The sequence below is a fragment of the Pseudomonas triclosanedens genome, from assembly GCF_026686735.1.
Classification (GTDB): Bacteria; Pseudomonadota; Gammaproteobacteria; order Pseudomonadales; family Pseudomonadaceae; genus Pseudomonas; species Pseudomonas triclosanedens.
In genome coordinates this window covers 1,523,053-1,548,516 of sequence record NZ_CP113432.1, presented here as the reverse complement: position 1 = coordinate 1,548,516, position 25,464 = coordinate 1,523,053, and the positions used below count along the sequence as shown (strand labels likewise).

Here is a 25,464-nt window from a genome sequence, read left to right as displayed (position 1 = left end):
ATCGATGGCTCACCGCCCCCGAGAAGGACATCCCATGAGCGTCTCCTCCATCGTCATCCTGGCCATCATCGCCGGAGCCATCTACCTGCTGATAAGCGTCTTCAACCGCCTGGTGTCGCTGCGCAACCGCTACCAGAACGCCTTCTCGCAGATCGAGGTGCAACTCAAGCGCCGCTACGACCTGATCCCAAATCTGGTGGAAACCGCCAAGGCCTATCTCAAGCACGAACGGGAAACCCTGGAAGCCGTAATCTCCGCCCGCAACGCCGCCGTGGCGGGCCTCAAGGCCGCCGCCAGCCAGCCGGGCGATGCAGCGCGCATGGCCCAGTTGGCCAGCGCGGAAAGCGCCCTGGGCGGCGCGCTGGGGCGCCTGAACGTCACCCTGGAAGCCTACCCCGACCTCAAGGCCACGCAGAACCTGCAACAGGTCAGCGAGGAGCTGTCCAGCACCGAGAACAAGGTCGCCTTCGCCCGCCAGGCCTACAACGACGCGGTGATGGAGTACAACACCTACCGCCAGTCCTTCCCTGCCAACTTCCTGGCCAGGACCTACGGCCATATCAGGGACGCCAGCCTGCTGGAGTTCGAAGACAGCAAGGAAATCCAGGCCGCGCCGAAAGTCGCTTTCTGATGCACTGACGCGGAACGCTCGATGAACTTCTTCGAACACCAGGACCGCGCCCGGCGCCAGACCGGGCGTCTGGTCCTGCTGCTGAGTGTCGCGGTGATCTGTCTGGTGACGATCACCAGCCTCGCCCTGGGCTGGCTCTGGCGCCACCTCGGCGAGCCGGCGCTACACCTGACCTCGCGCACCTCCCTGCCAGATCCGGAACTGTACCTGTCGGTGGCTGCCGTGATCGTCGGCGTGGTCGCCTCAGGCGCGCTGTACAAGCAGATCCAGCTCAGCGCCGGCGGCAAGGTGGTGGCCGATGCTCTCGGCGGGCGCCTGCTCAACCTCAGTGCCAGCAACGCCGACGAGCGCCGCCTGCTCAACGTCGTCGAGGAAATGGCCCTGGCCTCCGGGTCGCCGGTACCACCGGTGTACGTGCTGGAGGACAGCTCGATCAACGCCTTCGCTGCCGGCCTTACCCCGCGCGATGCGGTGATCGGCATCACCCGAGGCGCCATCGAGCAACTCGAACGCAATGAACTGCAGGGCGTGATCGCCCATGAGTTCAGCCACATCCACCACGGCGACATGCTGCTCAACACACGCCTGACCGCCCTGCTGCACGGGCTGCTCCTGCTGGGGCTGATCGGCGGCACCCTGTTGCGCGGCTGGAGCGAGACCAGCAGCGGAGTTCGCATCAGTTCCCGCAGCAGCAACAGCAACAGCAACAGCAAGGACGGCGGCAGCGTGGTACTGCTGGTGATCGGCTGCGGCGTGGTGCTCTACGTGCTGGGCTACATCGGGACCTTCTTCGGCCAGTTGATCAAGGCCTCGGTCAGCCGCCAGCGCGAGTTTCTCGCCGATGCCTCGGCGGTACAGTTCACCCGTGATCCGTCGACCATCGCTGGCGCCCTCAAAAAGATCGGCGGCAACCCACTCGGCGCGCTGCTCGGCGCGCCGCGCGCGGCGGAGTTCAGCCACCTCTACTTCGGCGACGGTGTGGGCAGTAGCTGGTTCGATACCCACCCGCCATTGAAGGAGCGCATCCGTCGCGTCGAGCCGGGCTGGGATGGCAACTACCCGAAATTCCAACCGCGCCTGGACGTGGCACTGATGGACAAGGAAGCCTGGACCGCTGCCGTCACCGGCCAGACCTACCAGCCGGATGCCGCAGCGGTGGCGATCGCCGCCGTCGGCGCACCGTCCGTCGTCCACCTGCAGGAAGCCCGCAACACCCTGCAGCGCCTGGACGAACGCCTGCGCCGCGCTGCCCACGATAGCGAGGGCGCGCAAGCATTGATCTACGGCCTGCTGCTGGACAGCGAGCCGGCCCTGCGCGCGCGCCAGTTGGAACAGATCAAGGCACGCCTGGATCTGAGCCTCGCGCTGCAACTGGACCTGCTGGAGGATACCCTGCTCCGGCTAGACCCCGGCCAGCGCCTGCCGCTGCTCGACCTCGCCATGCCGGCACTGAAGCAGCTCGACGCGCCGGGGGTACTCACCCTGCGCGAGAACATGGCATTGCTGATCAAGTTCGACGGCAAGGTAAAATTGCTGGAATGGACGCTGCTGCGCATCGTCGAACGCAACCTGCGGCCCAGTGGCACAAAGATCGGCAATGTCGCGCTGGCCGATCTCGCCGACGAATCCGCCACCCTGCTGGCCTTCCTCGCCCGCATGGGAGAAGCCGGCCACCCGGAGACCGAACAAGCCTTCGCCGATGCCTGGAACGGCCTGCCCTTCTCGCCCCGTGCACTACCGGCGGCAGGCAATCTGCGCGACCTGGAAGCGGCACTCAAACGCCTGGAGCAACTTCGCCCGCTACAGAAGCCTCAGCTGCTCAAGGCCCTGGCCCGCTGCGTCGAGCACGACGGGCGCATCAGCAGCGGCGAAGCGGAACTGATGCGAGCGGTGGCGGATATCCTGGATTGCCCGATGCCGCCCTTACTGGCGACCTGACACCCACCTTCGGCAAGCCGCACGATGCCCGGCCGATTGCGGGCAGAATCCGCTGGTACGAAGGGACCGAATACGGCAATCGAAGCTGGTCGTCCCATCGGCATGGATGCGCGATCATCGATGGGCATCGCTCCGTTCCCCCCATCCTACGGCGCTCACCGCAGGATGGGCGGAGCCTGCGATACCCATCGGAGCCACACGGCGCTCGACGGGCATGTCCGCTCCCCGACTCTACCAACCTGCCAGGGCGGGACTCCTGCACTGCCCTGGCTCGCGAAGATACTCAGGGAACCACCCGCAAAGAAAAAGGGCCTCCGAAGAGGCCCTTGTTCATCCGCTCAACCGACCGTCAGGCACGGCTGGCGACGCTGCCCTGCTCACCTTTCGGCGCCAGGTTCAGCGCGTAGTACAGCACCGTCAGCAGCATCAGGAAGGCCGGGCCGATGTACAGCGCGATGCGGGTATCCTCGAAGAACGCCATCAGCACAACGACCAGCACCAGGAAGGCCATCGCCAGGTAGGAGCTGATCGGGTACAGCCACATCCTGAACTGCAGCTTGCCGGCTTCGGCGGCGCTCAGGCCGCGACGGAACTTCAACTGGGCCAGCAGGATCATCGCCCAGGTCCAGATCGCACCGAAGGTGGCGATGGAAGTCACCCAGGTGAACACCTTTTCCGGCACCAGGTAGTTCAGCAGCACGCCCAGAAGCAGCGCGACGATGGAGAGCAGCAGCGCGTTGCGCGGCACGCCACCCTTGGAGGTCTTGGCGAACGCAGCCGGGGCCTGGCCGTGCTGGGCAAGGCTGTAAAGCATGCGGCCGGTGCTGAAGATGCCGCCATTGCAGGACGACAGCGCGGCGGTGATCACCACGAAGTTGATGATGCCGGCGGCAGTCTTGATGCCCAGGCGCTCGAAGGTCATCACGAAGGGGCTGCCCTGGGTGCCGATCTCGTTCCACGGGTAGATCGACATGATCACGAACAGGGCGCCAACGTAGAACAGCAGGATGCGCCAGAACACCGAGTTGATCGCGCCCGGGATGGTCTTCTGCGGGTTCTTCGCTTCACCGGCGGTGAGGCCGATCATTTCCACGCCAAGGTAGGCGAACATCACCATCTGCAGCGACATCAGCACGCCTGTGATGCCGTTGGGCATGAACCCGCCATTGCTCCACAGGTTGGAGATGCCGGTGGCGATGCCGCCGTTGCCAAGGCCGAAGAGGATCATGCCGCCACCCACCAGGATCAGCGCAACGATGGTGACGATCTTGATCAGGGCGAACCAGAACTCGAACTCACCGAAGGCGCGTACCGCCACCAGGTTGATGGTGCCCATGCTGGCAAGCGCGGCCAGCGCCCATATCCAGCGCGGCACGTCGGGGAACCAGATGCCCATGTAGATCGCCACCGCGGTGATCTCCGCCACGCAGGTCACCAGCCAGAGGAACCAGTAGTTCCAGCCGGTCAGGTAGCCGGCCAGCGGGCCGAGGTAGTCCTGGGCGTAGCGGGCGAAGGAGCCGGCAACGGGATTGTGCACGGCCATCTCGCCAAGGGCGCGCATGATCACCAGGATGGCGAGGCCGCCGATGATGTAGGAGAGCATGATGGCCGGACCGGCCATCTGGATGGCCTTGGCGGAGCCGAGGAACAGGCCGACGCCGATGCAGGCGCCGAGAGCCATGAGACGGATGTGCCGCTCATTGAGATCCCTTTGGAGATCGTGGGACGACATGGTGGTGCAACCTCATTTTGTTCTTGGGGAATATCAGCTGCGGACTCTGAGCGTCGTCGGGATGCGGAAACCCCGGAAAGGCTTCGCCACCGCGCCGGTCGGTACGGAGGGGAAGTATCTGGAGCGTCCAGGACGGCACACCGGAAGAGGCTGCCCGCTCTTGTGAAGCGGACGTAGGCATTGCGGGAGAACCACGGCTGAGGTCGCTGCCGAATTTACACAAGTCCTGCGATGGCGTCTGCACGCTTTCGGTGCGATTTGACCAAAGGCCAGGTGGCGCGTCGCCGCATCGACCTCCCGGATGCGGCCTGGGCAGCTCAGGAGCAGGCCGCCTGCAACTCCAGCAACAGCGAACAGGGCTGGCCGCTTTGCGGATGGCGCGGCTCGCGCAACCGACACAGGCGCCAGCCACTGGCGCCGAGAAGTGCCAGCCACGATTCCAGCGTGCGGAAGAACCAGGGCATCGGAGTGCTGAACGAATCGCCAAAGGCAGCGAAGGTCTCCAGCCGCCAACCATCGAGATAGGGCTGGCCGCCGCAGGCAACCCAGGGGTGAACCGTCTGGATCAGCAGCCGGCCAGCGGGAGCGAGCCGCTCGCGCAGGGCGCCCAACAGTGGCTCGACATGCTCGTCGAGCAGCGCGAAATTGCACACCAGCACATCGAACCGCCCCAGCGCGTGGCCATCGTTGACGAGGTCGTCGTAGTCCATCACCTCGAATCGCCCGCCGCCCAGTTGGCGCGCCGCCTCGACCAGGGGTTCCGACGCATCGACTCCGACACACAGGCTGCCCCGCTCGGCCAGCGCGCGGCACAACCAGCCTTCGCCGCAGCCCAGGTCGAGCACACGTGCTGCCAGCCCCCCGGCGATGGCCGCGAGAATCGCCGCATCGGTGACCAACCGCCGGCTTTCGATGCGCTGCTCGCGCACCGCGGCGGTCCAGGCGCCGGCATTGGCCTGCCAGCTTTGGCGGATCAAGGATCGCTGGTCGGTCATCTCCATCTTTCCAACCCCGAAGAGCTCAGCGCCCCATTACCAGATGCCCAGCCCTGGTTGCCAACCCAGCGATGCGGGCAATCGAGCAGGCTGCCCAGCAGACCCACCTGCCGCGTACTCATGCCCGGCTCCCGCAGCAGTTCACGAGAACGGCATCGTGCAGAATCCTGTTCTCCACCTAGCTCCCTGAAACTCAGCAGCACCGATCTGCCGCTGGCGAAAACCTCGTCGTGCGTCCGAGACCCGAGCTTCGCCAGAAGCTGCCGAACCCCATCGCACAACGCATCCATGAGCCGCGCCTCACTGGCCACGCCACGCCTTGGGCACCGCCAGCCCCTTGGGTGGCGGTGTCTGCGGCTGAACCTCGCGGCAACCCGCATCACGGAACGGCCCGCCAATCCGGATCCAGCCTTCCCCCGGCGAGGTCTGCTGGCAGGTATAGCTGCCGTCCACCTTGCTCTGCCAGCGATAGAACGGCATCGGCGCAGCGTTGGCGACCTGCCAGGCCAGCAAGGCTGCGGGAAGAAGCAAAAATACCGAACGCATGGTTTCACGATCCTGTCGAAATACGCAGGACCATTGCACCTGCTGGCCGTCGGCAAATCAATCCACTTCGCCAGCACAAGCGCCCGACGGCGCGCAGATTTTCCGCCGCAGACTACTCTGGAAATAGGAAGGCCGCCCGCATGGGGCTTTCGCGGCGTCAGGAGCGGCGCCGGTCATCACGTGGGCGGAGTCCGCTTACCTAGGCTGTTGTCTGAGCATGGGCAGGTCGTGAAGATGGATAGCTCGAAGCATTCCGGTACGCATTCAGCAGCTCAGCCGGGTCGCTCGGAGCCCGGTATTTCCGCAACGAAACCTCACCATCACCGCTTCCTGCTCCTGTTCCTGTTCCTTCTGCCGCTGCTCGCCACCATCGGCGCGGCGCTGCTCTATGAGGCGAGGACCTCCAAGCTGCAAGCGCGCGAACTGTCGCGCTATGCCAGCCACCTGACCTGGCAACGGGTGCAAGGCCCCAGCAGCGCGGTGGTGTATCCACAAAGCGGCCCATTCGACCGCAGGTTGGGCTACCAGCAAATGCCGGTCTTCCTCGACCGCCTGCACCAGCGCAACTTTGCCACCCTCAGCCAGACGCGCTTTTCCGAGCCGCTGATACAGTACACCAGCCACGGCCTGTTTCCGCCCTACGCCGAGAAGGCCCAGGCCGGTATAGACATCGCCGACTGCCGTGGCCTGCCGATCTACAACTTCCGCTATCCACAGCGGCTCTATGCCAATTTCGAGAGCATTTCGCCGCTGATCGTGCAGAGCCTGCTGTTCATCGAGAACCGCGACCTGCTGGACAGCGAGCGCCCCTACCTGAACCCGGCCATCGATTGGAGCCGCTTCATCCAGGCATCGCTCGCCCAGGTGGGCAAGATCGTCGGCCTCGGCAACCATGCTCCCGGCGGCAGTACGCTCGCCACGCAGATCGAGAAGTACCGGCACTCGGAAGACGGTCGCACCAACTCCATCACCGACAAGCTGCGGCAGATGGCCTCCGCCAGCGTGCGCACCTACCAGGGCGGCGCGGAAAACCTGGCGGCACGGCGCAATGTGGTGCTCACCTATCTCAATTCGGTGCCGCTCTCGGCGCAGCCGGGATACGGCGAGGTCAGCGGCCTGCCGGACGGCCTGTGGATCTGGTACGGCGCCGACTACCAGCAGGTCAACCAGTTGCTCAGCGCGCCACCGGCCAGCGGAGTGTCACTTGCCGAACAGAGCAAGGCGCTGCGCCAGGTGATCTCGCTGATGATCGCCCACCGCCGGCCGTCCTGGTACCTGGCGCGCGGGCGCGACCAGTTGTCCGCGCTGACCGACAGCTACCTGCGCCTGCTCGCCCAGTCCGGCGTCATCGACGCCGCGCTGCGCGACGCGGCCCTGAAACAGCGACTGGAGTTCCGCGACCCGCGCAACCAGCCCACCGTCACTCCGCTGGAAAACAACAAGGGCGTGACCCTGGCCCGCACCCGCCTGGCCGGCATGCTCGATGTGCCTCTCTACGACCTGGACCGCTTCGACCTCAGCTTCACCACCACCCTGCAGCACGAGCTGCAGGAGCAGGTCACCACCTACCTGCGGCGCCTTTCCGACCCGCAATTCGCCGCGCAGATCGGCCTGTTCGGCGAGCACCTGCTGTCCGAGGACAAGACCCAGGACGTGCGCTACAGCTTCACCCTGTTCGAGCGCACCCCCAGCGGCAACCGCGTGCGCGTGCAGACCGACAACACCGAGCAGCCATTCGATATCAACGAAGGCAGCAAGCTGGAACTGGGCTCTACCGCCAAGCTGCGGGTGCTGGCCAGCTACCTTGAAACGGTCGCCGAGCTGCACCGTGACTACGCGCAGATGCCCACCGCCGAACTGCGCAAGGTGCCGGTGGAACCGCTGGACTTCATCAGCCGCTGGGCGATCGACTACCTGATCGCCGCCAAGGACCGCAACCTGCCGGACATGCTCGCCGCGGCCATGCAGCGCAAGTACTCCGCCAGCCCCTACGAAAGCTTCTTCACCGGCGGCGGCATCCACACCTTCAGCAACTTCCGCAAGGAAGACAACGGCCGCATTCCGACCATCCAGGACGCCCTGCGCGAATCGATCAACCTGCCCTTCGTGCGCCTGCTGCGCGACCTGGTGCGCCACGATATCTACGCCAACTCCGGCAGCAAGGTCGCGGTCCTGGCCGATGACAAGGACCCGCGCCGCCGCGCCTATCTCGATCGCTTCGTAGACAAGGAAAGCCAGACCTACCTGCTGCGCTTCTGGCAGAAATACAAGGGCAAGAACGCCGACGAACGCCTCGACACCTTCCTCGACGGCCTCCGCGCCTGGCCAGTCCGGCTGGCCGCGATCCACCGTTACCTGCAACCGCAGGCGGACCTGCCGGCTTTCACCGCGTTCCTCCAGGACCGCCTGAAAAAGGGCAACTACGCCGGAGAAAAGCTCACCGACAAGCGCATCGCCGACCTCTATACCCGCTACGGTCCCGGGGCGTTCGACCTCAACGACCAGGGCTACGTCGCCCGGGTGCACCCGCTGGAACTGTGGCTGCTCGGCTACCTGCAACGGCAACCGGCGGCCAGCTTCAACGACGCGGTGGCGGCCAGCCAGGCGGAGCGTCAGCAGGTCTATGGCTGGCTGTTCAAGTCGCGCCACAAGTACGCCCGCGACAAGCGCATCCGCATCATGCTGGAGGTGGAAGCCTTCCTCGACCTGCACGAGCAGTGGAAGCGGCTGGGCTATCCGTTCGACCACCTGGTGCCGTCGCTGGCCACTGCGCTGGGCAGTTCCGGCGACCGCCCCGCCGCCCTCGCCGAGCTGATGGGGATCATCCTCAACGATGGCATGCGCCTGCCGACCCTGCGCATCGACAGCCTGCACTTCGCCGCCGACACCCCATACGAAGCCAGCCTCGGGCCGCAGTCCAACAACGGGCGGCAGGTCATGACCTCGGAAGTGGCCCAGGCACTGCGCACGGCGCTGTCGCAGGTAGTGGACGCAGGCACGGCGCGACGGCTGTCGGGCAGCTTCAAGCTGGCCGACGGCAGCGCGCTGGTGATGGGCGGCAAGACCGGCACCGGCGACAACCGCATCGAGAGCGTGACCCGCAGCGGCTGGGTGAAGAGCTCCAAGGCAATGAACCGGACCGCGACCTTCGTGTTCTACCTCGGCCCACGGCATTTCGGCACGCTCACCGCCTACGTCGCCGGCAGCGAGTCGGACAACTTCAAGTTCACCTCGGCACTGCCGGTACAAGTGCTCAAGGGCATGGCGCCGATGTTGCAGAGCTACCTGGAGCCGGGAATCAGCACTGGCTGCCAGGAGCCGATCGACAACCTGCGGGTGAGTTGGCGCTGAGCAGGCGAACCAGGCACCCTGCGTCGCGGGCTCGGTTCACTTGCCCTGAGCGGTCTTCACGTACAACGCCTCGACCTGCTCCCGCGCCCACGGCGTGCGGCGCAGGAAGGTCAGGCTGGACTTGATGCTCGGATCGTTCTTGAAGCAGCGGATGTCGATGCGCTTGGCCAGGCCTTCCCAGCCGTACTGCTCGACCAGGCGGTTGAGGATGGCTTCCAGCGTCACGCCATGCAGCGGATTCTTCGGTTTTTCGGTCATGATTCTGCGTCGTCGGGTGGCAATGCGCGGCACCTTAACACCACGGCGTCACGCTCGCAGCCCGGCAACACCGGCGATGATCAGCACCACCGAGACCAGCTTGGTCACCGTCAGCGCTTCGCCCAGCAGCAGGAAGCCGAAGAACACCGTGCCCAGGGTGCCGATGGCCGTCCAGACCGGGTAGGCGATGCTCACTGGCAACTGGCGCATCGCCAGGGTGAGGAAGAAGATTCCGCCAATCACCGCAAGCACCGTCACCACCGTTGGCAGTGGCCGGGTGAAGCCCTCGGCGTATTTCATCGACACCGCGAACACCACCTCGAACACCGCTGCCACCATCAGCATCACCCAGGCCATCATGGTCTCGTCCATTGGCTTTCGGCGAGGCTGGCCAGTTCCCGTTCGGCCTGCTGGCAGGACGCCCTGAAGGCATCGGGATTGCCCTCCTCCCCCTCGGCGGCGATCACCTTCACATCCTCGATACCGAGGAACCCGAGGGCGACACGCAGCCAGGTATCGGCATGGTTCATCCATTCCAGTTCACCACCCGGCCCCATTCCGGCACCGCCACGGCTGGTAACGATCAGCGCCTTGCGCCCCTTCAGCAACGGCTCGTACTGCGCCTCGCCATCCTCTATCCGCAGATCGAAGGTGCGCCCCAGGCGGACGACCTGATCAACCCAGGCTTTCAGGCCGCTGGGCACACTGAAGTTGTACATCGGCGTGGAGATCACCAGCAGGTCGTGGTCGAGCAGTTCGTCCACCAGTTGATCGCTCAACGCCAGGTCCGCCTGCATGGTCAGCGGCCGATTGCCTGGTTCGGAGTGGAACGCCGCCGCGATGAACGCCTCGTTCACATGCGGAAGATCGGCGCGACCGACCTCGCGGCGAGTGATCTTCGCCTGCGGCAACGCGGCGAGAAAGCCTTCCGCCAGGCGCCGGGAATGGGAACGCTCAGCACGCGGACTGGCATGAATGGCAAGAATCCTGTTCATCCATAATTCCTTCATCGGGTATACACTGCGGAGGTCTCTTAATTGCCCCGCCTTGCCACCTAAGCTATTTTCAGGCTGTCGCACGGACAACTGAGGAAAACTTCCTTCAGATGAATACATCTCACCCGTAGAGCATCATATGTTCGCCAACCTGCCCCTGCCGGCCCTGCGCACCTTCGAATCCGCCGCTCGCCAGCTCAGCTTCAAAGCCGCGGCGCAGGAGCTCTCGGTCACGCCCACGGCGGTTTCCCACCAGGTACGGGCGCTGGAAGACTGGCTTGGCCTGCCGCTGTTCGAGCGCCTGCCGCGCCAGGTGCGCCTGACCGATGCCGGCGAACGCCTGTTCCGCAGCCTTCATGGCGCGCTGCTGGAGGTTTCGCAGAGCGTCGACAGCCTGCGGCCGCAACGCAGCGCCAGCAGCCTGACAATCTCCACCACGCCGGCCTTCGCCGCGCTCTGGCTGGTGCCGCGCCTGGGGCGCTTCTATGCGCGTCACCCACAGATTCGCCTGCGCCTGGACAGCCAGTGCGAGCTGCTCGACCTGCAGCAGGACGCCAGCGTCGACCTGGCGATCCGCTACGGTTTCGGCGACTACCCGCGCATGCACAGCCAGTTCCTGCTCGGCGAGCGCTTCGCGGTGTATGGCGCGCCGTCGCTGGTGGCGACCGCGGATGTGGAAGTGCCGGAGATGATCTGTGTGCGCTGGTACAACTCCGAGCTTTACGAGCGCGGCTGGAAGGCCTGGTGCGCGGCGGCCGGCGAGGAATGCCTGCTGACCCAGGCGGTGCAGCGCGAGTACGAGGAAGAGTTCTACGCACTGCAGGCCGCCATTGCCGGGCAAGGTCTGGTGCTAGCCAGTTCGCTGCTGGTATCGGAGTGCGTGGAAAAGGGCCTGCTGGTGCCCTATCGCCCGGACATCAACGTCCCCGGCGCACGCTATACCGCGCTGTGCGTGCCGGGACGCGAGCGTCATCCGCCAGTGCGCGCCTTCCTCGACTGGCTGGCCGAGGAAGCGATGCAGGCTGCCGACCCGCTGATCGACAACGCCGCCTGAAGCGTGCCGCTGCACCCGATCGCGCCGGCGTCGCCGTGCGCGATCGGGCTGCCGTGCGTAGAATTACGCCTGCCGCTACAACAATTCTTCTTCGCCACCGGCACGCCGCCCCCGACCGAGGGTGATTCAGGCGTGGACGGCGGCACGGCCTGAGCCCCACTTCACCTCAGGATTCCCATGAATACCGCGCAAGACATCCGCACCGGCAGTTGGCCGAACGTCATCGCCCTGGCGCTCGCCGCCTTCATCTTCAACACCACTGAGTTCGTCCCGGTGGGGCTGCTCAGCGACATCGGCGCAAGCTTCGAGATGCGCCCGGAACAGACCGGCCTGATGCTCACCCTGTATGCCTGGGTGGTCTCGCTGACCTCGCTGCCATTGATGCTGATGACCCGCAATATGGAGCGCCGCCGCCTGCTGGTGGTGATTTTCTGCCTGTTCATCGCCAGTCATCTGCTTTCAGGTATCGCCTGGAACTTCGGCGTGCTGATGCTCAGCCGCTTCGGCATCGCTTTCGCCCATGCGGTGTTCTGGTCGATCACCGCATCGCTGGCAGTACGCGTCGCACCGCCCGGTCAGCAGGCGAAAGCCCTCGGCCTGCTGGCCACCGGGACCATCCTGGCGATGGTGCTGGGCATCCCGCTGGGCCGCGTGCTGGGCGAGGCGCTCGGCTGGCGCGCAACCTTCCTCGCCATCGCCGGCGTGTCGGTCGCCGTGGTGCTGTGGCTGGCGCGCTCCCTGCCGCTGCTGCCCAGCCAGAACTCCGGCTCCCTGCGCAGCCTGCCGCTGCTGGTGCGCCGGCCCGCGCTGGTATCGATGTACGTGCTGACGGTGCTGGTGATTACCGCGCAGTTCACCGCCTACAGCTACATCGAGCCTTTCGCCCGCGAGGTCGCCGCGCTGGATAGCTGGCATACGACGCTGCTGCTCCTGCTGTTCGGCGGCGCGGGCGTGTTCGGCTCGATCCTCTTCAGCCGCTACAGCGAACGCTTCCCGCGCGCCTTCCCGTGCACCGCCATCGCCGTGCTCGGCGGCTGCCTGCTGCTGCTTCTGCCGCTGGCACATTCGTCGGCGGCGCTGCTGGCGCTGAGCCTGTTCTGGGGCGCGGCGATACTCTGCTTCGGCCTCGCACTGCAAGCCAAGGTGCTGCAACTGGCGCACGACGCCACCGACGTGGCGATGGCGATGTTCTCCGGCCTGTACAACGTTGGCATCGGCGGTGGCGCGCTGCTGGGCAGCCGGGTGGCGGCAGGCGCCGGGTTGCAGTGGATAGGCTACGTCGGCGGCGCGCTGGCGATGGCCGGCCTGCTGCTCTGTGTGTTCGCTTGCTGGCGCTATGCGGCGCCGATGAGCGGCAGGCACACATCGAGCTGATGCTCGGAGCGCCCCTGGGCGGGCAAGAAAAAGGCCGCGGCCCCTTTCGGGACCGCGGCCTTTTCGTTTCAGCCAAGCGCGTCAGCCGATCAGCGGCTGGACGCTACCGCGCCTTCCGGCAGGTGCGCCTGGGCGTACTCCGCCTCGGCTTCCTCGAAGCGCTGGATCATCGACCTGGACGGCGCGGAACCGATCAGGCTGAAGACCACGATGGAGAGGCTGGAGAGGATGAAGCCCGGGATGATCTCGTACAGGCCGAGCCAGCCGAACTGCTTCCAGACGATCACGGTGACCGCACCGACGATGATGCCGGCCAGGGCGCCATTTCGGGTCATGCCCCGCCACAGCACGGAGAACAGCACCAGCGGTCCGAAGGCGGCACCGAAACCGGCCCAGGCGTAGGACACCAGGCCCAGTACGCGGTTTTCCGGGTTGGCGGCCAGGGCGATAGCGATCAGCGCTACCAGCAGCACCATCGCGCGACCGACCCAGACCAGTTCGAGCTGGCTGGCATTCTTGCGCAGGAAGGCCTTGTAGAAGTCTTCGGTCAGCGCCGAGGAGCACACCAGGAGCTGGCAGCTCAGGGTACTCATCACCGCGGCAAGGATGGCGGACAACAGGATGCCGGCGATCCACGGGTTGAAGAGGATCTTGGCCAGTTCGATGAAGACGCGCTCGTGGTTCTCACCCACAGCGCCAGCCTGCTCCGGATGCGCCTGGAAGTAGGCGATGCCGAAGAAGCCGACGGCTACGGCACCACCCAGGCAGAGAATCATCCAGGTCATGGAGATGCGACGGGCAGCCGGGATCGACTTCACCGAGTCGGCGGCCATGAAGCGCGCCAGGATGTGCGGTTGGCCGAAGTAGCCCAGGCCCCATGCCATCAGCGAAATCACGCCGACGAAGGAAGCACCCTTGAGCATGTCGAAGTTGGCCGCGTCCTTCAGCTCGATGGCGGCGAAGGTCGGTTCTACCCCGCCGGTGGCGAACAGCACGATGACCGGCGTGAGGATCAGCGCGAAGATCATCAGCGAAGCCTGCACGGTATCGGTCCAGCTCACCGCCAGGAAGCCACCGACGAAGGTGTAGGCGATGGTGGCGGCGGCGCCGGCCCACAGCGCGGTCTCGTAGGACATGCCGAAGGTGCTCTCGAACAGGCGAGCGCCAGCGACGATGCCCGAGGCACAGTAGATGGTGAAGAACACCAGGATAACCAGCGCCGAGATCACCCGCAGGATGCGGCTGTTGTCCTCGAAGCGGGTGCTGAAGTAATCAGGGAGAGTCAGGGCGTTGCCGTTGTGCTCGGTGTGCACACGCAGGCGGCCGGCGACGAACAGCCAGTTCAGGTAGGCACCGGCGATCAGGCCGATGGCGATCCAGCTTTCCGAGATACCCGACAGGAAAATCGCCCCCGGCAGGCCCATCAGCAGCCAGCCGCTCATGTCCGAGGCTCCCGCCGACAGCGCGGTAACGAAGCTGCCGAGGCTGCGGCCGCCCAGGATGTAGTCGGAGAAGTTATTGGTGGAACGGTAGGCGGCCAGGCCGATCAGGACCATTGCCGCGATGTAGACCACGAACGTGATCAGGGTTGGCGTGTTGACGCTCATGGGGACTCCCCTACAGCTTGTTTTTATCCAGATCCGCAGGGTGTCGCGGATCCTTGACTGTAGGCCGGTGCTGTTGGCTCCGGCCGGTTAGCGCTTGCCCTCCAGCAAGCCGGGAAGCGCGTGACTCCAGATGGAGCCGAACCGCTACGCGACCCGTCGCAGGCTCCACCTCATCCCTGCGGCGGTACTCCTGCAATCGCCGTCTCACCACGGCGACCCTGGCGCGCCGTCACCGTTGGCGACGACTGCCATCCGGGTAGAACCCGGTTGTTCGTTCAGGCCCCCGCAGGAGCGCCAATGGCTCTGCCAGCCGGACGAGCGAACGCGGTTAGCGTCCGCCGGTCGACGGCGGCGAAGCGAAATAAGCTGTGTTCAGGTGCGCGGCTGGCGCGCGAGGGCGCGGATTGTACAGAAAGCCGGAGAGTGGGTTGCACCATCCCGACCGATGACGGCGCAGCGCCGCGAACGGGCATCGATGGCCGCGCCGCTGGCGAGATGGCTGCGCCGCTATGGGGCACGCCGCTGGCGATGACTGGACCGGTGATGGGCATGCTGCCCCTCCCGCGTATCGGACTGGATGTTGTTTTTGCTCTATACCGGGTTGCACTTTGGAATACCAAGCAACGCGGGTGACGGACTCTATGGGTTGCACCTCAATATTTTCTTGCAGAAAACTCCGGATTTTTTCCAGGAAACTCCGACATGAACTGACCATTCAGTCAGATGCAGATCCTGGAAGCGCTCTGCCCTCAGCCTCGGCGCAAGCTGCGCGGAGTCAGACCGAGGTAGCGGCGCATGGTGGTGGTCAGCGCGCTCTGGCTGGAAAAACCGCACTCACCCGCCACCCGCACCAGCGGCAGGTCGCTCTCGCGCAGCAGGCGTGCGGCGCGATCCAGGCGCTGGCGCAGCAGGTACTGGTGCGGCGTGAGTCCGACGCGATCCTTGAATTGCGCGTGGAACTGGCTGGGGCTGAGACAAGCGACCTGGGCCAGTTCGACCACCGTGATGCGGCGGGCAAGATGTTCGCCGATATAGGCATCGAGCCTGGCAAGGTCCAGCGGCCCGCCGCGCGTCGCCCGCTCCTCGCCGAACAGTCGCAGGTGCAGGGCACGCAGCAACACGCCGCCCAGGGCTCGCGCCAGCAGAGGGTCGTGGCCGTAGCGGGCGATCTCGGCACCGGCATAGCTGAGCAGGTGCTGGAAATCGGCATCGAGCGTCGGATAGCGCGGTGCCTCGAACAGCCGCGCGAGCAGGTCGCGGTCCTGCGGGCCAGTGCCGGCCTCGTCGAGATCGAGGATCAGCATGCGGTTGTCGCCAATGCCGGCGAACCCGTGCGCCACGTCTCCCGGCACCAGGCAGGCTCGCATCCGGCATACCTCGCCGCCGCGGCCCTGCACCTCGAACTCGGCGCGCCCGCTGAGCGACATCACCAACTGGTGATGGCCGTGGGCATGGTGGTGAGCCTGATCGGACAGGCTGGCGAGGCGGGCTTCGAACATGGCGCGAGCTGATCAAATTTTGCGCATGTTACGTGAGTTGCACCTTCCTGCCCACTCCGGGTTGCACTTCTTCCATCCGAGCGTTCGCGACAGGCGCTGATTAAAAACCCGATCGTATAACCAGCATCGATTTGCAAACTTCCAGTCATGTTATGTTATAACAAAAAATCATTTCCCCAGCGAGCCCAGTGCATTCCGGTCACTTGGGAGGGGATCGCTTTGCCAGAAGAAAAAACCAGGAGTTCGTCATGTCCCACTCTCTCTTCCGCCCGCGCTGGCGTCTCGCCCCATTGGGCCTGGCGTTGTGCGCCGGCGCCCCGACACTGGCCGATGCCGCCCCCGCGGAACTGGAGCCGCAGTTGATCACCGCCAACCCGCTGGGTGACACCTCGCCAGCCGCCCCCAGCAGCGCGCTGCAGGGCGATGACCTGACCCTGCACCAGAAAGGCAGCCTCGGCGAAACGCTGAACGGCACGCCCGGTGTCTCCTCGACCTGGTTCGGCCCCGGTGCCAGCCGCCCGGTGATCCGCGGCATGGACGGTGATCGCATCCGCATCCTGCGCAATGGCGTTGGCGCGCTGGACGCCTCCTCGCTGTCCTACGACCACGCCGTGCCGGAAGACCCGAACGTGGTCGAGCGCATCGAAGTCGTACGAGGTCCCGCCGCCCTGCTCTATGGCGGCAACGCCATCGGCGGCGTAGTCAACAGCTTCGACAACCGCATCCCCAGCGATCCGGTGGATGGTATCCACGGCCGGGGCGAGTTGCGTTACGGCGGCTCCGACACTACGCGCAGCGCCGCTGGCGCGCTGGAAGCCGGGGATGGCAATTTCGCTCTGCACCTGGATGCAGGCTCCCGTGAGTTCAACGATCTGCGCATCCCCGGCTACGCGCACTCGGCACGTCAACGGCAGATCGACGGCGATGAGCGCAAGCATCGCGTGGACAACAGCGACGGCCGCCAGGACAGCGGCGCCATCGGCGGCAGCTACCATTGGGATCACGGCTACGCCGGCCTCTCCTATAGCGGCTATGACAGCAACTACGGCTCACCCGCCGAAGATGACGTGCGCCTGAAGATGCAGCAGGACCGCTACGCCTTCGCCTCGGAAATCCGCGATCTCGACGGCCCCTTCAGCTCGGTGAAGCTGGACGCGGCCTACACCGAATACCAGCACAAGGAAATCGAAGACTGCGAAACCGGCACCACCTTCAAGAACGATGGCTACGAAGCTCGCATCGAGGCACGCCACAAGCCCATCGGCCCGCTGGACGGCGTGATCGGCGCCCAGTTCGCCAATAGCCGTTTCTCTGCGCTGGGCGAAGAAGCCTTCGTGCCGCACACCGAGACCGACAGCGCCGCGCTGTTCTTCCTGGAAAACTGGCAGGCCACCGAGCGTCTGGCACTGAACCTGGGCGGCCGGGTGGAGAACACCCGCATCGACCCGGACGCCAAGGATAACGAGCGCTTCGCCGAGAACGACAATTCGCGCAGCTTCACCGCCGGCAGCCTGTCCAGCGGTGCGGTCTACAAACTGACGCCGGTCTGGTCGCTGGCCGCCACCCTCGCCTATACCGAGCGCGCGCCTACCTTCTACGAGCTGTATGCCAACGGTGCCCACGCCGCCACCGGCACCTATGAAGTGGGCGACGCCGACGCGAGCAAGGAAAAGGCCGTCTCCACCGACCTCGCCCTGCGCTTTGACAGCGCTCGCCACAAGGGCAGCGTCGGCGTGTTCTACAGCCGCTTCTCCAACTACATCGGCCTGCTGGCCAGCGGACGCTATCGCGACGAAGAAGGCGCAGTGGTTGCCGCCGGCGACGACGAGGCGCTGCCCGAGTATCTCTACAGCGGCGTGAAGGCGGACTTCTACGGCGTCGAAGCGCAGGACCGCATTCACCTGCTGGAAAGCCCCTACGGCCGTTTCGACCTGGAACTGTCCGGCGATTACACGCGGGCGAAGAACAAGGACACCGGCGAGGCCCTGCCGCGCATCGCTCCGCTGCGGCTGAACAGCGCACTGCTCTGGGAACTGCAGCAATGGCAGGCGCGCGTCGAAGTCGAGTACGCCGCCGACCAGAACCGAGTACCGGACAACGAACTGCGCACCGACGGCTACACCACCCTCGGTGCCAGCCTGGGCTATCGCTTCGACCTGGGCGATAGCCGCTGGCTGGCCTTCGTCAAGGGCGAGAACCTCACCGACCAGACCGTTCGCTACGCCAGTTCGATCCTGCGCGATAGCGTGCCGGCCGGTGGGCGCGGCATCCAGGCTGGGGTGAAGGTCGCGTTCTGATGTTCTAGAGCTGACGCCCGGCGTAATCCCGGGCGAACTGCGCGGCGATCCGTCCGGAACGCGATCCGCGATGCGTCGCCCAGCGGATCGCCGCCTGTTCCCATTCGGCCTGCTCCACGGCGCCCAGGCCGTGGTACTCCAGCCAGCGAGCAACGGCGTCCAGGTACTGCTCCTGGCTGAACGCATAGAAGGATATCCACAGGCCGAAGCGCTCGGAGAGCGACACCTTTTCCTCCACGGCTTCGCCGGGATGCAGCTCGCCGCTTTCGCTGCGCTGGAAGGCCAGGTTGTCCTCGGCGCGCTCGGCCAGCAGGTGGCGACGGTTGGAGGTGGCATAGATCAACACGTTGCCGGACTGCCCGGCCACCGAGCCGTCGAGCACTGTCTTCAGGCCCTTGTAACCGGTTTCGCCATCCTCGAAGGACAGGTCGTCGCAGAACAGGATGAAGCGCTCCGGGCGATGGCGCAGCAGATCGATGATCTGCGGCAGGTCGGCCAGATGCTCCTTGTCGACCTCGATCAGACGCAACCCTTCGGCCCGGAACGCATGCAGGCAGGCCTTCACCAGCGAGCTCTTGCCAGTGCCACGCGCTCCGGTGAGCAGCACGTTGTTGGCTGGCCGGCCAGCGACGAACTGCCGGGTGTTCTGCTCGATCAGCGCCTTTTGCCGGTCAACGTTGCGCAAGTCGTCGAAGGCGATCAGCGCCGGTTCGATCACCGGCGTCAGGCGTGGCAGGCCCTGGCGATATTCCCAGAGATGAGCGATGGCACCCTCCTCCAGCGCCAGCTCGGGACGTGCCGGCAGGGATTGTTCGAGCAGCCGGGCGATGCGGGCCAATTGTTCTGAAATGGCGGGGATGTCGGTCATGGCGAAGATCATCGAAGCGGATAGGGACTGTTCAGCAGCCTAGCGATCGGAGAAAGTGGTCGTCTAACGACAAACAGGCAGCCAGATGCGCAAAAAGGACATTTCAGTCGACCGCGCGCCGAATCATGGCGACGAGCGTGCCGCCAGCCCGGTCGCCGCTGTCGCCCTGGACTTCCCGGACGGCCATGAAGTACCCGCCCACAGCCATCACCGCGCGCAACTGTTGTACGCGCTGCGCGGCGTACTGGTGGTGGGCAGCGCCAGCGGCCAGTGGGTGGTGCCGGACAATCGCGGCCTGTGGATTCCCGCAGGGGTCGAGCACTGGACCCGCATGGTCGGCGACGTGCAGGTCCGCACGCTCTACGTGGAGCCGGACAGCGCCCCGCACCTGCCGCGCAACTGCTGCGTGCTGGCGGTTTCGCCGCTGCTGCGCGAACTGATCCTGGCGGCGCTGTCGATCAGCGGCGATGTGACGCCGGACTCGCGGGATGGCCGAGTCCTGGGATTGCTGCTGGACGAATTGCGCGAAGACCCGGTACTGCCGCTGCATCTGCCGTTGCCGGCGCATCCGCGCCTGCGCGCACTGTGCCAGGCCATCCAGCTCCAGCCCGGAGCCAGCGGCGGGCTCGCCGACTGGGCACGGCGGGCGAACGTCGATACCAAGACAGTGCAACGCTGGTTCTTCCGTGAAACCGGACTAACCTTCGGCCAATGGCGCCAGCAGGCACGACTGCTGGCGGCGCTGGAACGCCTTGCCCTGGGAGACAGCGTGCTGGCCGTGGCGCTGGAAGTGGGCTACAGCACGCCCAGCGCCTTCAGCGCGATGTTCAGCCGGCAATTCGGCCGCCCGCCCAGTGATTTCCAGCGACCGCGCCAGCCAATCCGGCCATAGGCAATCTCCTGCAACATCCACTTGCAGCATGGGATTGAAACCCCGTGCCGGCTCCCCATCTAGACTGTCATGTTCAATCAGTCAGGTGCCTCATGAGCGACCACGACGAGATTCACGATATTCACAGCGCCGAGGAGGTCAGCAACACCGGGCTGGTGCTGCCGGGCCAAAGCCTGCCGACCACGGTGTATGTCATTCCGATCCATAATCGCCCGTTCTTCCCGGCACAGGTGTTGCCGGTGATTGTCAACGAGGAGCCCTGGGCGGAAACCCTCGAATTGGTGGCCAAGACCGAGCATCACAGTCTGGCGCTGTTCTTCATGGACAACCCGCCGGAGGATCCGCGCCACTTCGATCCCAACAGCCTGCCCGAGCACGGCACACTGGTGCGCGTGCACCACGCCAGCCGCGAAGGCGGCAAGCTGCAGTTCGTCGCCCAGGGCCTTTCGCGGGTGCGCATCCGTGGCTGGATCAAGCGCCACCGCCCGCCCTTCCTGGTGGAAGTGGACTACCCGCACACGCCCAGCGACCCGAGCGACGAGGTGAAGGCCTACGGCATGGCCCTGATCAACGCGATCAAGGAGCTGCTGCCGCTCAACCCGCTGTACAGCGAAGAGCTGAAGAACTACCTGAACCGCTTCAACCCGAACGATCCGTCGCCGCTTACCGATTTCGCCGCCGCGCTGACCACCGCCCCGGGCGCCGAGCTGCAGGGCGTGCTGGACACCGTGCCGATCCTCAAGCGCATGGAGAAGGTATTGCCGCTGCTGCGCAAGGAGGTGGAAGTCGCGCGCCTGCAGAAGGAGCTGTCCGCCGAGGTGAACCGCAAGATCGGCGAACGCCAGCGCGAGTTCTTCCTCAAGGAGCAACTGAAGATCATCCAGCAGGAACTGGGGATCACCAAGGACGACAAGAGTGCCGATTCCGACGAATTCCGCGCCCGCCTGGAGGGCAAGGTCCTCCCCGAGCAGGCGCGGAAGCGCATCGAAGAGGAACTGAACAAGCTGTCGATCCTGGAGACCGGCTCGCCGGAATATGCGGTAACCCGTAACTACCTCGACTGGGCCACCTCGGTGCCCTGGGGCGTGCTGGGTACCGACAAGCTCGACCTGAAACACGGGCGCAAGGTGCTGGACAAGTACCACTCCGGCCTGGACGACGTGAAAGACCGCATCCTCGAATTCCTGGCCGTGGGCGCCTTCAAGGGTGAGATCGCCGGCTCCATCGTGCTCCTGGTCGGCCCGCCCGGCGTGGGCAAGACCAGTATCGGCAAATCCATCGCCGAGAGCCTGGGGCGGCCGTTCTATCGCTTCAGCGTAGGCGGCATGCGCGACGAGGCCGAAATCAAGGGGCATCGCCGCACCTACATCGGCGCCCTGCCCGGCAAGCTGGTGCAAGCGCTCAAGGATGTGGAGGTGATGAACCCGGTGATCATGCTCGACGAGATCGACAAGCTCGGCAGCAGCTACCAGGGAGACCCCGCCTCGGCACTGCTGGAGACCCTCGATCCGGAGCAGAACGTGGAGTTCCTCGACCACTATCTGGACCTGCGCCTGGACCTGTCCAAGGTGCTCTTCGTCTGCACCGCCAACACCCTGGATTCGATCCCCGGCCCACTGCTCGACCGCATGGAGGTAATCCGTCTCTCCGGCTACATCGCCGAGGAGAAACTGGCCATCGCCAAGCGCCACCTGTGGCCCAAGCAGTTGGAAAAAGCGGGGGTACCGAAGAGCCGCCTGTCTATCAACGACGCAGCCCTGCGTGCGGTGATCGAGGGCTACGCCCGTGAAGCCGGCGTGCGGCAACTTGAGAAGCAGCTAGGCAAGCTGGTGCGCAAGTCGGTGGTCAAGCTGCTGGAAGACCCGGAGTCGAAGGTGAAGATCGGTGCCAAGGATCTGGAGGAGTACCTCGGCATGCCGGTGTTCCGCACCGAGCAACTGCTCTCCGGCATCGGTGTGATCACCGGCCTGGCCTGGACCAGCATGGGTGGCGCTACGCTGCCTATCGAGGCGACGCGCATTCACACGCTGAACCGGGGCTTCAAGCTCACCGGCCAGTTGGGTGAGGTGATGAAGGAGTCGGCGGAGATCGCCTACAGCTACATCAGTTCGCACCTGAAGAAGTACGGCGGCGATCCGGCCTTCTTCGACCAGGCCTTCGTCCATCTGCACGTGCCGGAAGGCGCAACCCCCAAGGACGGCCCCAGCGCTGGCGTGACGATGGCCAGCGCACTGCTGTCCCTTGCGCGCAACCAGGCGCCGAAGAAGGGCGTGGCCATGACCGGCGAGCTGACGCTCACTGGCCAGGTGCTGCCGATTGGTGGCGTGCGCGAGAAGGTCATCGCGGCGCGGCGGCAGAAGATCTTCGAGCTGATCCTCCCGGAAGCCAACCGTGGCGACTTCGAGGAGCTGCCGGAATACCTCAAGGAGGGCCTGATCGTGCATTTCGCGAAGCGCTTCGGCGAGGTGGCGAAGGTGCTGTTCCCGGTCTGACGCGCCGAGGCCCGCTCCTCTCGGTCGAGAGGAGCGGGCCATCGTACAAAGATGCCGCACACCTGAATCGAAGCTCATCGCAGGAGGGACGAAGCGATAGCCATAACGCCCCACGATGGCTTTCGCTTCGCTCCATACCATCCTGCGAGTTTCGGACCCGCGCCGGCGGCAGGCCGGAACAGGGATCATCAGCGCACCACGAAGCGACACAGCAACACCCCGTCCAACCCCACCTGAAGCGGACGAAGTCCACTCCCCCTCCGATTGCGATATCCTGCGGCCCAATCTGGTCCCCACTCCAGGAGTCGTCATGCCGTCGTACCGCCTGTTGCTCCCCGTCTCCCTCGCCCTGCTCGCTGGCTGCGCCGGGCAGCCCAAACCCGTGGTCACGCTGGAAAATGCCAGCGAGTGCAAACCGCTGGAGCTGCATCAGGGGCAGGAGCTGGTGCTGATCCTGCCGAGCAATCCCACCACCGGCTTCCGCTGGGAAATGCGCAATGCCGCTGCCAGCGTGCTACGCAGCCTCGGGCCGGAGGTCTACAGCAATCCGGAAGACGCCGGGCTGGTCGGCAGCGGTGGCGAATCCACCTGGCGCTTCCGCGTCGTCGCCACCGGCGAGGACAAGCTGGAACTGGCCTACCGCCGTCCCTGGGAACCGGAAGTAGCTCCCGCCCAGACCTTCGACTGCCCGATCAACGCGCGCTGATTCGCCGCCGAAGCGGCCAGCAAGGCGCCATAAGCCGCTCGCGCTGGCGCCTTCGGCCTGTGCCCGCGGCCGCCGCTGCGGCACAGTGGACGCACATTTCCTCGGGAGGGAACCCCATGCGCTGGGCACTTCTGGCACTCATCGGCGGCATCGCCTACCTGTCCGCCGTCACCCTGGACCTGCCGCTATTGCGCATGCTGTGCAAACCGCTGCCGGTCCTCGCCCTGCTGCTGTGGATCCTCAGCACGCCTGCCGACGCCTACCGGCGCTGGGTCGCCATCGGCATGGCGCTGTCGATACTCGGCGACATCCTGCTGGAGTGGCCGATCAATGCCTTCGTGCCGGGCCTCGCCGCTTTCCTGCTGGCGCACCTGGCCTATCTGGTTGCCTACCTCGGCGACACGCGCCGCCTGGCGCCGGCCGGCCTGCTGTTCGCCGCCCTGCTCGGCGGCGGCCTGTTCGCCCTGCTAAGCAGCCGTGGCCTCGGCCCGCTGCTGCTGCCCATTGCACTGTACAGCCTGACCATCAGCTGCATGCTTTGGCGCGCCACCGCTCGCCTCGGCGTGCCGTCGATCGGCAGCGCCAGCCGGATCTTCGCCGCCTTCGGCGCCCTGCTGTTCGTCAGCTCTGACGCGATGATCGGCATCAGCCGCTTCGTCGCGGCTTTCGATGGCTCGTCCTACGCCATCATGCTCACCTACTGGCTGGGCCAGCTTGGTATCGCCGCCTCCGTGACAAGCCGTCATCTACCTCTGCCATACTCCTCGGGACAGCCCACTACCCGAGCATGACATGCTGCGATTCGCTTCGCCGGCCCTGCTTCTGTGTATCGCCCTGGCCACCAGCGCCGAGCCGCTGCGCCTGGCAGTCGACGATTGGTGTCCGTACATCTGCCCGGACGATCCAGACCGACCGGGCTACCTTCTCGAAGCCCTGACGCTCGCCCTCGAACAAAGCCCGACCTTCGAACCGCTGCCCTGGCCACGGGCCCTGCAAATGGCCCGCGAGGGGCTGGTAGACGGCGTAGTCGGCGCCTATCCGGAAGAAGCCGACGGCCTTCTGATCGGCCACGAGCCGATAGGCTGGGTGACCATGCGCTTCTACACCCGTGCCGACAGCCAGTGGCGCTACACCGGCCCGGACTCGCTCGACGGCCAGTCCGTGGGGCTGGCCCAAGGCTATTCCTATGGCCCGCAAGTGGATGCCTGGCGCGCCGAGCACCTGGAAGATCATGAGCAGGTTCAAATACTTAGCGGCGAACGAGTACTGGAGCGCAATATCCAGAAGCTGTTGCTGGGGCGTATCAGCGTGCTGCTTGAAGACCGCCAGATCGTCGAGCACTATCTTCATCGCAACCGTCTGTCCGATCGCATTCGAACGGCCGGACAGCTCGCCGATAAACGCCCCATGTACGTCGCCCTCAACCCGCAACTGGAGTCTGTCAGGGAGCGCCTGGACGAGCTCGATGATGGCCTGCGCGAGCTCCGTCGGGATGACCGCTGGAGACCGCTGATGCAAGGATACGGGGTGGTCCTCGAGTAGTCTTGGCGGCCGCGAGAAAAGTCCGGCACAGAGGTTTGGCATCGGCTATAGATCAATAACAAGAGACTGCAATAAGGGGAGCTCCATGCGTGCAGTAGTTCGCTCGACGATGTTGCTGGGAGCGTGCCTGATGCTCTCTGCCTGCGGCAGCCTGCTGCCCAGCGAACGTGCGGAAGTGCAGTCACCGTTCCTGGACTACCAGGATGCACAGAGCCGCTTCAACCAGGTCGATCCGGGAAAGACTACCCGCTCGCAGCTCTATGCGCTGGGCTTCGATCCGTTGTCCCAGGGCAACGCGAAAATGCTGTCGTTCATCGACGTGCGCCTGATGTTCGTGCAGCCCAACATCCCCATCGATTACCTGCCTGACGGCTTGATCACCTGCCTGCAGGCCAAGGATCGCTGCGTCGGCTACTCCTTCGATTTCAGCAAGACCGACAGCCAGCGCGTCGGCAGTTTCTGGGCCGACATCTTCAACTTCCGCAAGCGCCGCGAGGTGCAAGGCTGGTCGTTTCGCCCGGTATTTGTGCTGATCGACGACGTGGTGGTGCACAAGACCAGCAATGGCGAGCCGAACATTCGTCGTCGCGAGGACAAGAAGAACCCGCTCGGCCCGCTGCAGGGCGCCGGTGAGTACTTCTCCGACCAGCTCAAGTGAGCCTCGTCCGCCAGGCTTGGGCACTCCCG

The 25,464-nt window shown here is 65.3% G+C and carries 22 protein-coding genes; 13 read left to right on the top strand and 9 right to left on the bottom strand.

The window, feature by feature from the left end:
* Nucleotides 1-34: 34 nt before the first annotated feature.
* Nucleotides 35-631 carry a LemA family protein gene (locus OU419_RS07290; RefSeq protein ID WP_254471671.1) on the top strand — a complete coding sequence of 199 codons (597 nt, stop codon included), beginning with the start codon at nucleotides 35-37 and terminating at the stop codon, nucleotides 629-631.
* 21 nt (nucleotides 632-652) lie between these two features.
* Nucleotides 653-2,569, top strand: coding sequence for a M48 family metallopeptidase (locus OU419_RS07285; RefSeq protein ID WP_254471672.1), 1,917 nt, complete (start codon nucleotides 653-655; stop codon nucleotides 2,567-2,569).
* Nucleotides 2,570-2,918: 349 nt separating this feature from the next.
* Here OU419_RS07285 and OU419_RS07280 read toward each other — a convergent pair whose 3' ends face one another.
* From OU419_RS07280 to OU419_RS07270, 3 genes are all read right to left on the bottom strand, one after another.
* Entirely contained in the window at nucleotides 2,919-4,301 is a 1,383-nt protein-coding gene (locus tag OU419_RS07280) for an amino acid permease (RefSeq protein ID WP_254471673.1), read from the bottom strand.
* 317 nt (nucleotides 4,302-4,618) lie between these two features.
* The gene (locus OU419_RS07275; protein ID WP_254471674.1) at nucleotides 4,619-5,296 is read right to left on the bottom strand and encodes a class I SAM-dependent methyltransferase; all 678 of its coding nucleotides are present in this window, start codon (nucleotides 5,294-5,296) and stop codon (nucleotides 4,619-4,621) included.
* A 300-nt stretch (nucleotides 5,297-5,596) separates the two neighbouring features.
* Nucleotides 5,597-5,842, bottom strand: coding sequence for a hypothetical protein (locus tag OU419_RS07270; protein ID WP_254471675.1), 246 nt, complete (start codon nucleotides 5,840-5,842; stop codon nucleotides 5,597-5,599).
* Between the two features lie 234 nt (nucleotides 5,843-6,076).
* Here OU419_RS07270 and OU419_RS07265 point away from each other — a divergent pair, with 234 nt between their 5' ends.
* Nucleotides 6,077-9,193, top strand: a complete 3,117-nt coding sequence (locus OU419_RS07265; protein ID WP_254471676.1) for a transglycosylase domain-containing protein — start codon at nucleotides 6,077-6,079, stop codon at nucleotides 9,191-9,193.
* Between the two features lie 36 nt (nucleotides 9,194-9,229).
* Here OU419_RS07265 and OU419_RS07260 read toward each other — a convergent pair whose 3' ends face one another.
* Genes OU419_RS07260 through OU419_RS07250 form a run of 3 tightly spaced genes read right to left on the bottom strand, consistent with a single transcriptional unit; the run spans nucleotide 9,230 to nucleotide 10,446 of the window.
* Nucleotides 9,230-9,451 carry a VF530 family protein gene (locus OU419_RS07260; protein ID WP_254471677.1) on the bottom strand — a complete coding sequence of 74 codons (222 nt, stop codon included), beginning with the start codon at nucleotides 9,449-9,451 and terminating at the stop codon, nucleotides 9,230-9,232.
* Nucleotides 9,452-9,499: 48 nt separating this feature from the next.
* Nucleotides 9,500-9,808: a DMT family transporter gene (locus OU419_RS07255; RefSeq protein ID WP_254471820.1), complete on the bottom strand. Its 309-nt coding sequence runs from the start codon at nucleotides 9,806-9,808 to the stop codon at nucleotides 9,500-9,502.
* Nucleotides 9,808-10,446 (bottom strand): FMN-dependent NADH-azoreductase, encoded by a 639-nt coding sequence (locus tag OU419_RS07250; protein ID WP_254471678.1) that lies wholly within the window; start codon nucleotides 10,444-10,446, stop codon nucleotides 9,808-9,810. The genes OU419_RS07255 and OU419_RS07250 overlap by 1 nt, the downstream gene beginning before the upstream one ends.
* Nucleotides 10,447-10,585: 139 nt before the next feature.
* On the opposite strand from OU419_RS07250, the gene OU419_RS07245 reads away from it, so the two are divergent.
* Together OU419_RS07245 and OU419_RS07240 are read left to right on the top strand one after the other, a co-directional pair.
* The gene (locus OU419_RS07245; RefSeq protein WP_254471679.1) at nucleotides 10,586-11,500 is read left to right on the top strand and encodes a LysR substrate-binding domain-containing protein; all 915 of its coding nucleotides are present in this window, start codon (nucleotides 10,586-10,588) and stop codon (nucleotides 11,498-11,500) included.
* A 177-nt stretch (nucleotides 11,501-11,677) separates the two neighbouring features.
* Nucleotides 11,678-12,874 (top strand): sugar transporter, encoded by a 1,197-nt coding sequence (locus OU419_RS07240; protein ID WP_254471680.1) that lies wholly within the window; start codon nucleotides 11,678-11,680, stop codon nucleotides 12,872-12,874.
* A gap of 89 nt (nucleotides 12,875-12,963) precedes the next feature.
* Here the strand turns inward: OU419_RS07240 and putP are convergent, their stop codons facing one another.
* A complete protein-coding gene (putP, locus tag OU419_RS07235) occupies nucleotides 12,964-14,481 on the bottom strand; it encodes a sodium/proline symporter PutP (protein WP_254471681.1) in 1,518 nt (505 codons plus the stop codon).
* A 297-nt stretch (nucleotides 14,482-14,778) separates the two neighbouring features.
* Between putP and OU419_RS07230 the strand changes: the two genes are divergently transcribed.
* On the top strand, nucleotides 14,779-15,114 hold the full coding sequence (locus OU419_RS07230) for a hypothetical protein (RefSeq protein WP_254471682.1): 336 nt from the start codon (nucleotides 14,779-14,781) through the stop codon (nucleotides 15,112-15,114).
* 116 nt (nucleotides 15,115-15,230) lie between these two features.
* On the opposite strand, the gene OU419_RS07225 is transcribed toward OU419_RS07230, so the two are convergent.
* Nucleotides 15,231-15,980 (bottom strand): AraC family transcriptional regulator, encoded by a 750-nt coding sequence (locus OU419_RS07225; RefSeq protein WP_254471683.1) that lies wholly within the window; start codon nucleotides 15,978-15,980, stop codon nucleotides 15,231-15,233.
* A 248-nt stretch (nucleotides 15,981-16,228) separates the two neighbouring features.
* Here OU419_RS07225 and OU419_RS07220 point away from each other — a divergent pair, with 248 nt between their 5' ends.
* Nucleotides 16,229-18,277, top strand: a complete 2,049-nt coding sequence (locus OU419_RS07220; protein WP_254471684.1) for a TonB-dependent receptor — start codon at nucleotides 16,229-16,231, stop codon at nucleotides 18,275-18,277.
* A gap of 4 nt (nucleotides 18,278-18,281) precedes the next feature.
* On the opposite strand, the gene OU419_RS07215 is transcribed toward OU419_RS07220, so the two are convergent.
* Nucleotides 18,282-19,145 carry an ATP-binding protein gene (locus OU419_RS07215; RefSeq protein WP_254471685.1) on the bottom strand — a complete coding sequence of 288 codons (864 nt, stop codon included), beginning with the start codon at nucleotides 19,143-19,145 and terminating at the stop codon, nucleotides 18,282-18,284.
* Between the two features lie 85 nt (nucleotides 19,146-19,230).
* Between OU419_RS07215 and OU419_RS07210 the strand changes: the two genes are divergently transcribed.
* The 6 genes from OU419_RS07210 to OU419_RS07185 all read left to right on the top strand — a co-directional run bounded on the left by OU419_RS07210 (nucleotide 19,231) and on the right by OU419_RS07185 (nucleotide 25,435).
* Nucleotides 19,231-20,037 carry an AraC family transcriptional regulator gene (locus tag OU419_RS07210; RefSeq protein ID WP_254471686.1) on the top strand — a complete coding sequence of 269 codons (807 nt, stop codon included), beginning with the start codon at nucleotides 19,231-19,233 and terminating at the stop codon, nucleotides 20,035-20,037.
* A gap of 92 nt (nucleotides 20,038-20,129) precedes the next feature.
* On the top strand, nucleotides 20,130-22,529 hold the full coding sequence (lon, locus tag OU419_RS07205) for an endopeptidase La (RefSeq protein ID WP_254471687.1): 2,400 nt from the start codon (nucleotides 20,130-20,132) through the stop codon (nucleotides 22,527-22,529).
* Between the two features lie 310 nt (nucleotides 22,530-22,839).
* Nucleotides 22,840-23,235 carry a protease inhibitor I42 family protein gene (locus tag OU419_RS07200; RefSeq protein WP_254471688.1) on the top strand — a complete coding sequence of 132 codons (396 nt, stop codon included), beginning with the start codon at nucleotides 22,840-22,842 and terminating at the stop codon, nucleotides 23,233-23,235.
* A 116-nt stretch (nucleotides 23,236-23,351) separates the two neighbouring features.
* Nucleotides 23,352-24,026, top strand: coding sequence for a lysoplasmalogenase (locus OU419_RS07195; RefSeq protein WP_254471689.1), 675 nt, complete (start codon nucleotides 23,352-23,354; stop codon nucleotides 24,024-24,026).
* 1 nt (nucleotide 24,027) lies between these two features.
* A complete protein-coding gene (locus OU419_RS07190; RefSeq protein ID WP_254471690.1) occupies nucleotides 24,028-24,777 on the top strand; it encodes a substrate-binding periplasmic protein in 750 nt (249 codons plus the stop codon).
* An 85-nt stretch (nucleotides 24,778-24,862) separates the two neighbouring features.
* The gene (locus OU419_RS07185) at nucleotides 24,863-25,435 is read left to right on the top strand and encodes a hypothetical protein (protein ID WP_254471691.1); all 573 of its coding nucleotides are present in this window, start codon (nucleotides 24,863-24,865) and stop codon (nucleotides 25,433-25,435) included.
* Nucleotides 25,436-25,464 lie beyond the last annotated feature (29 nt).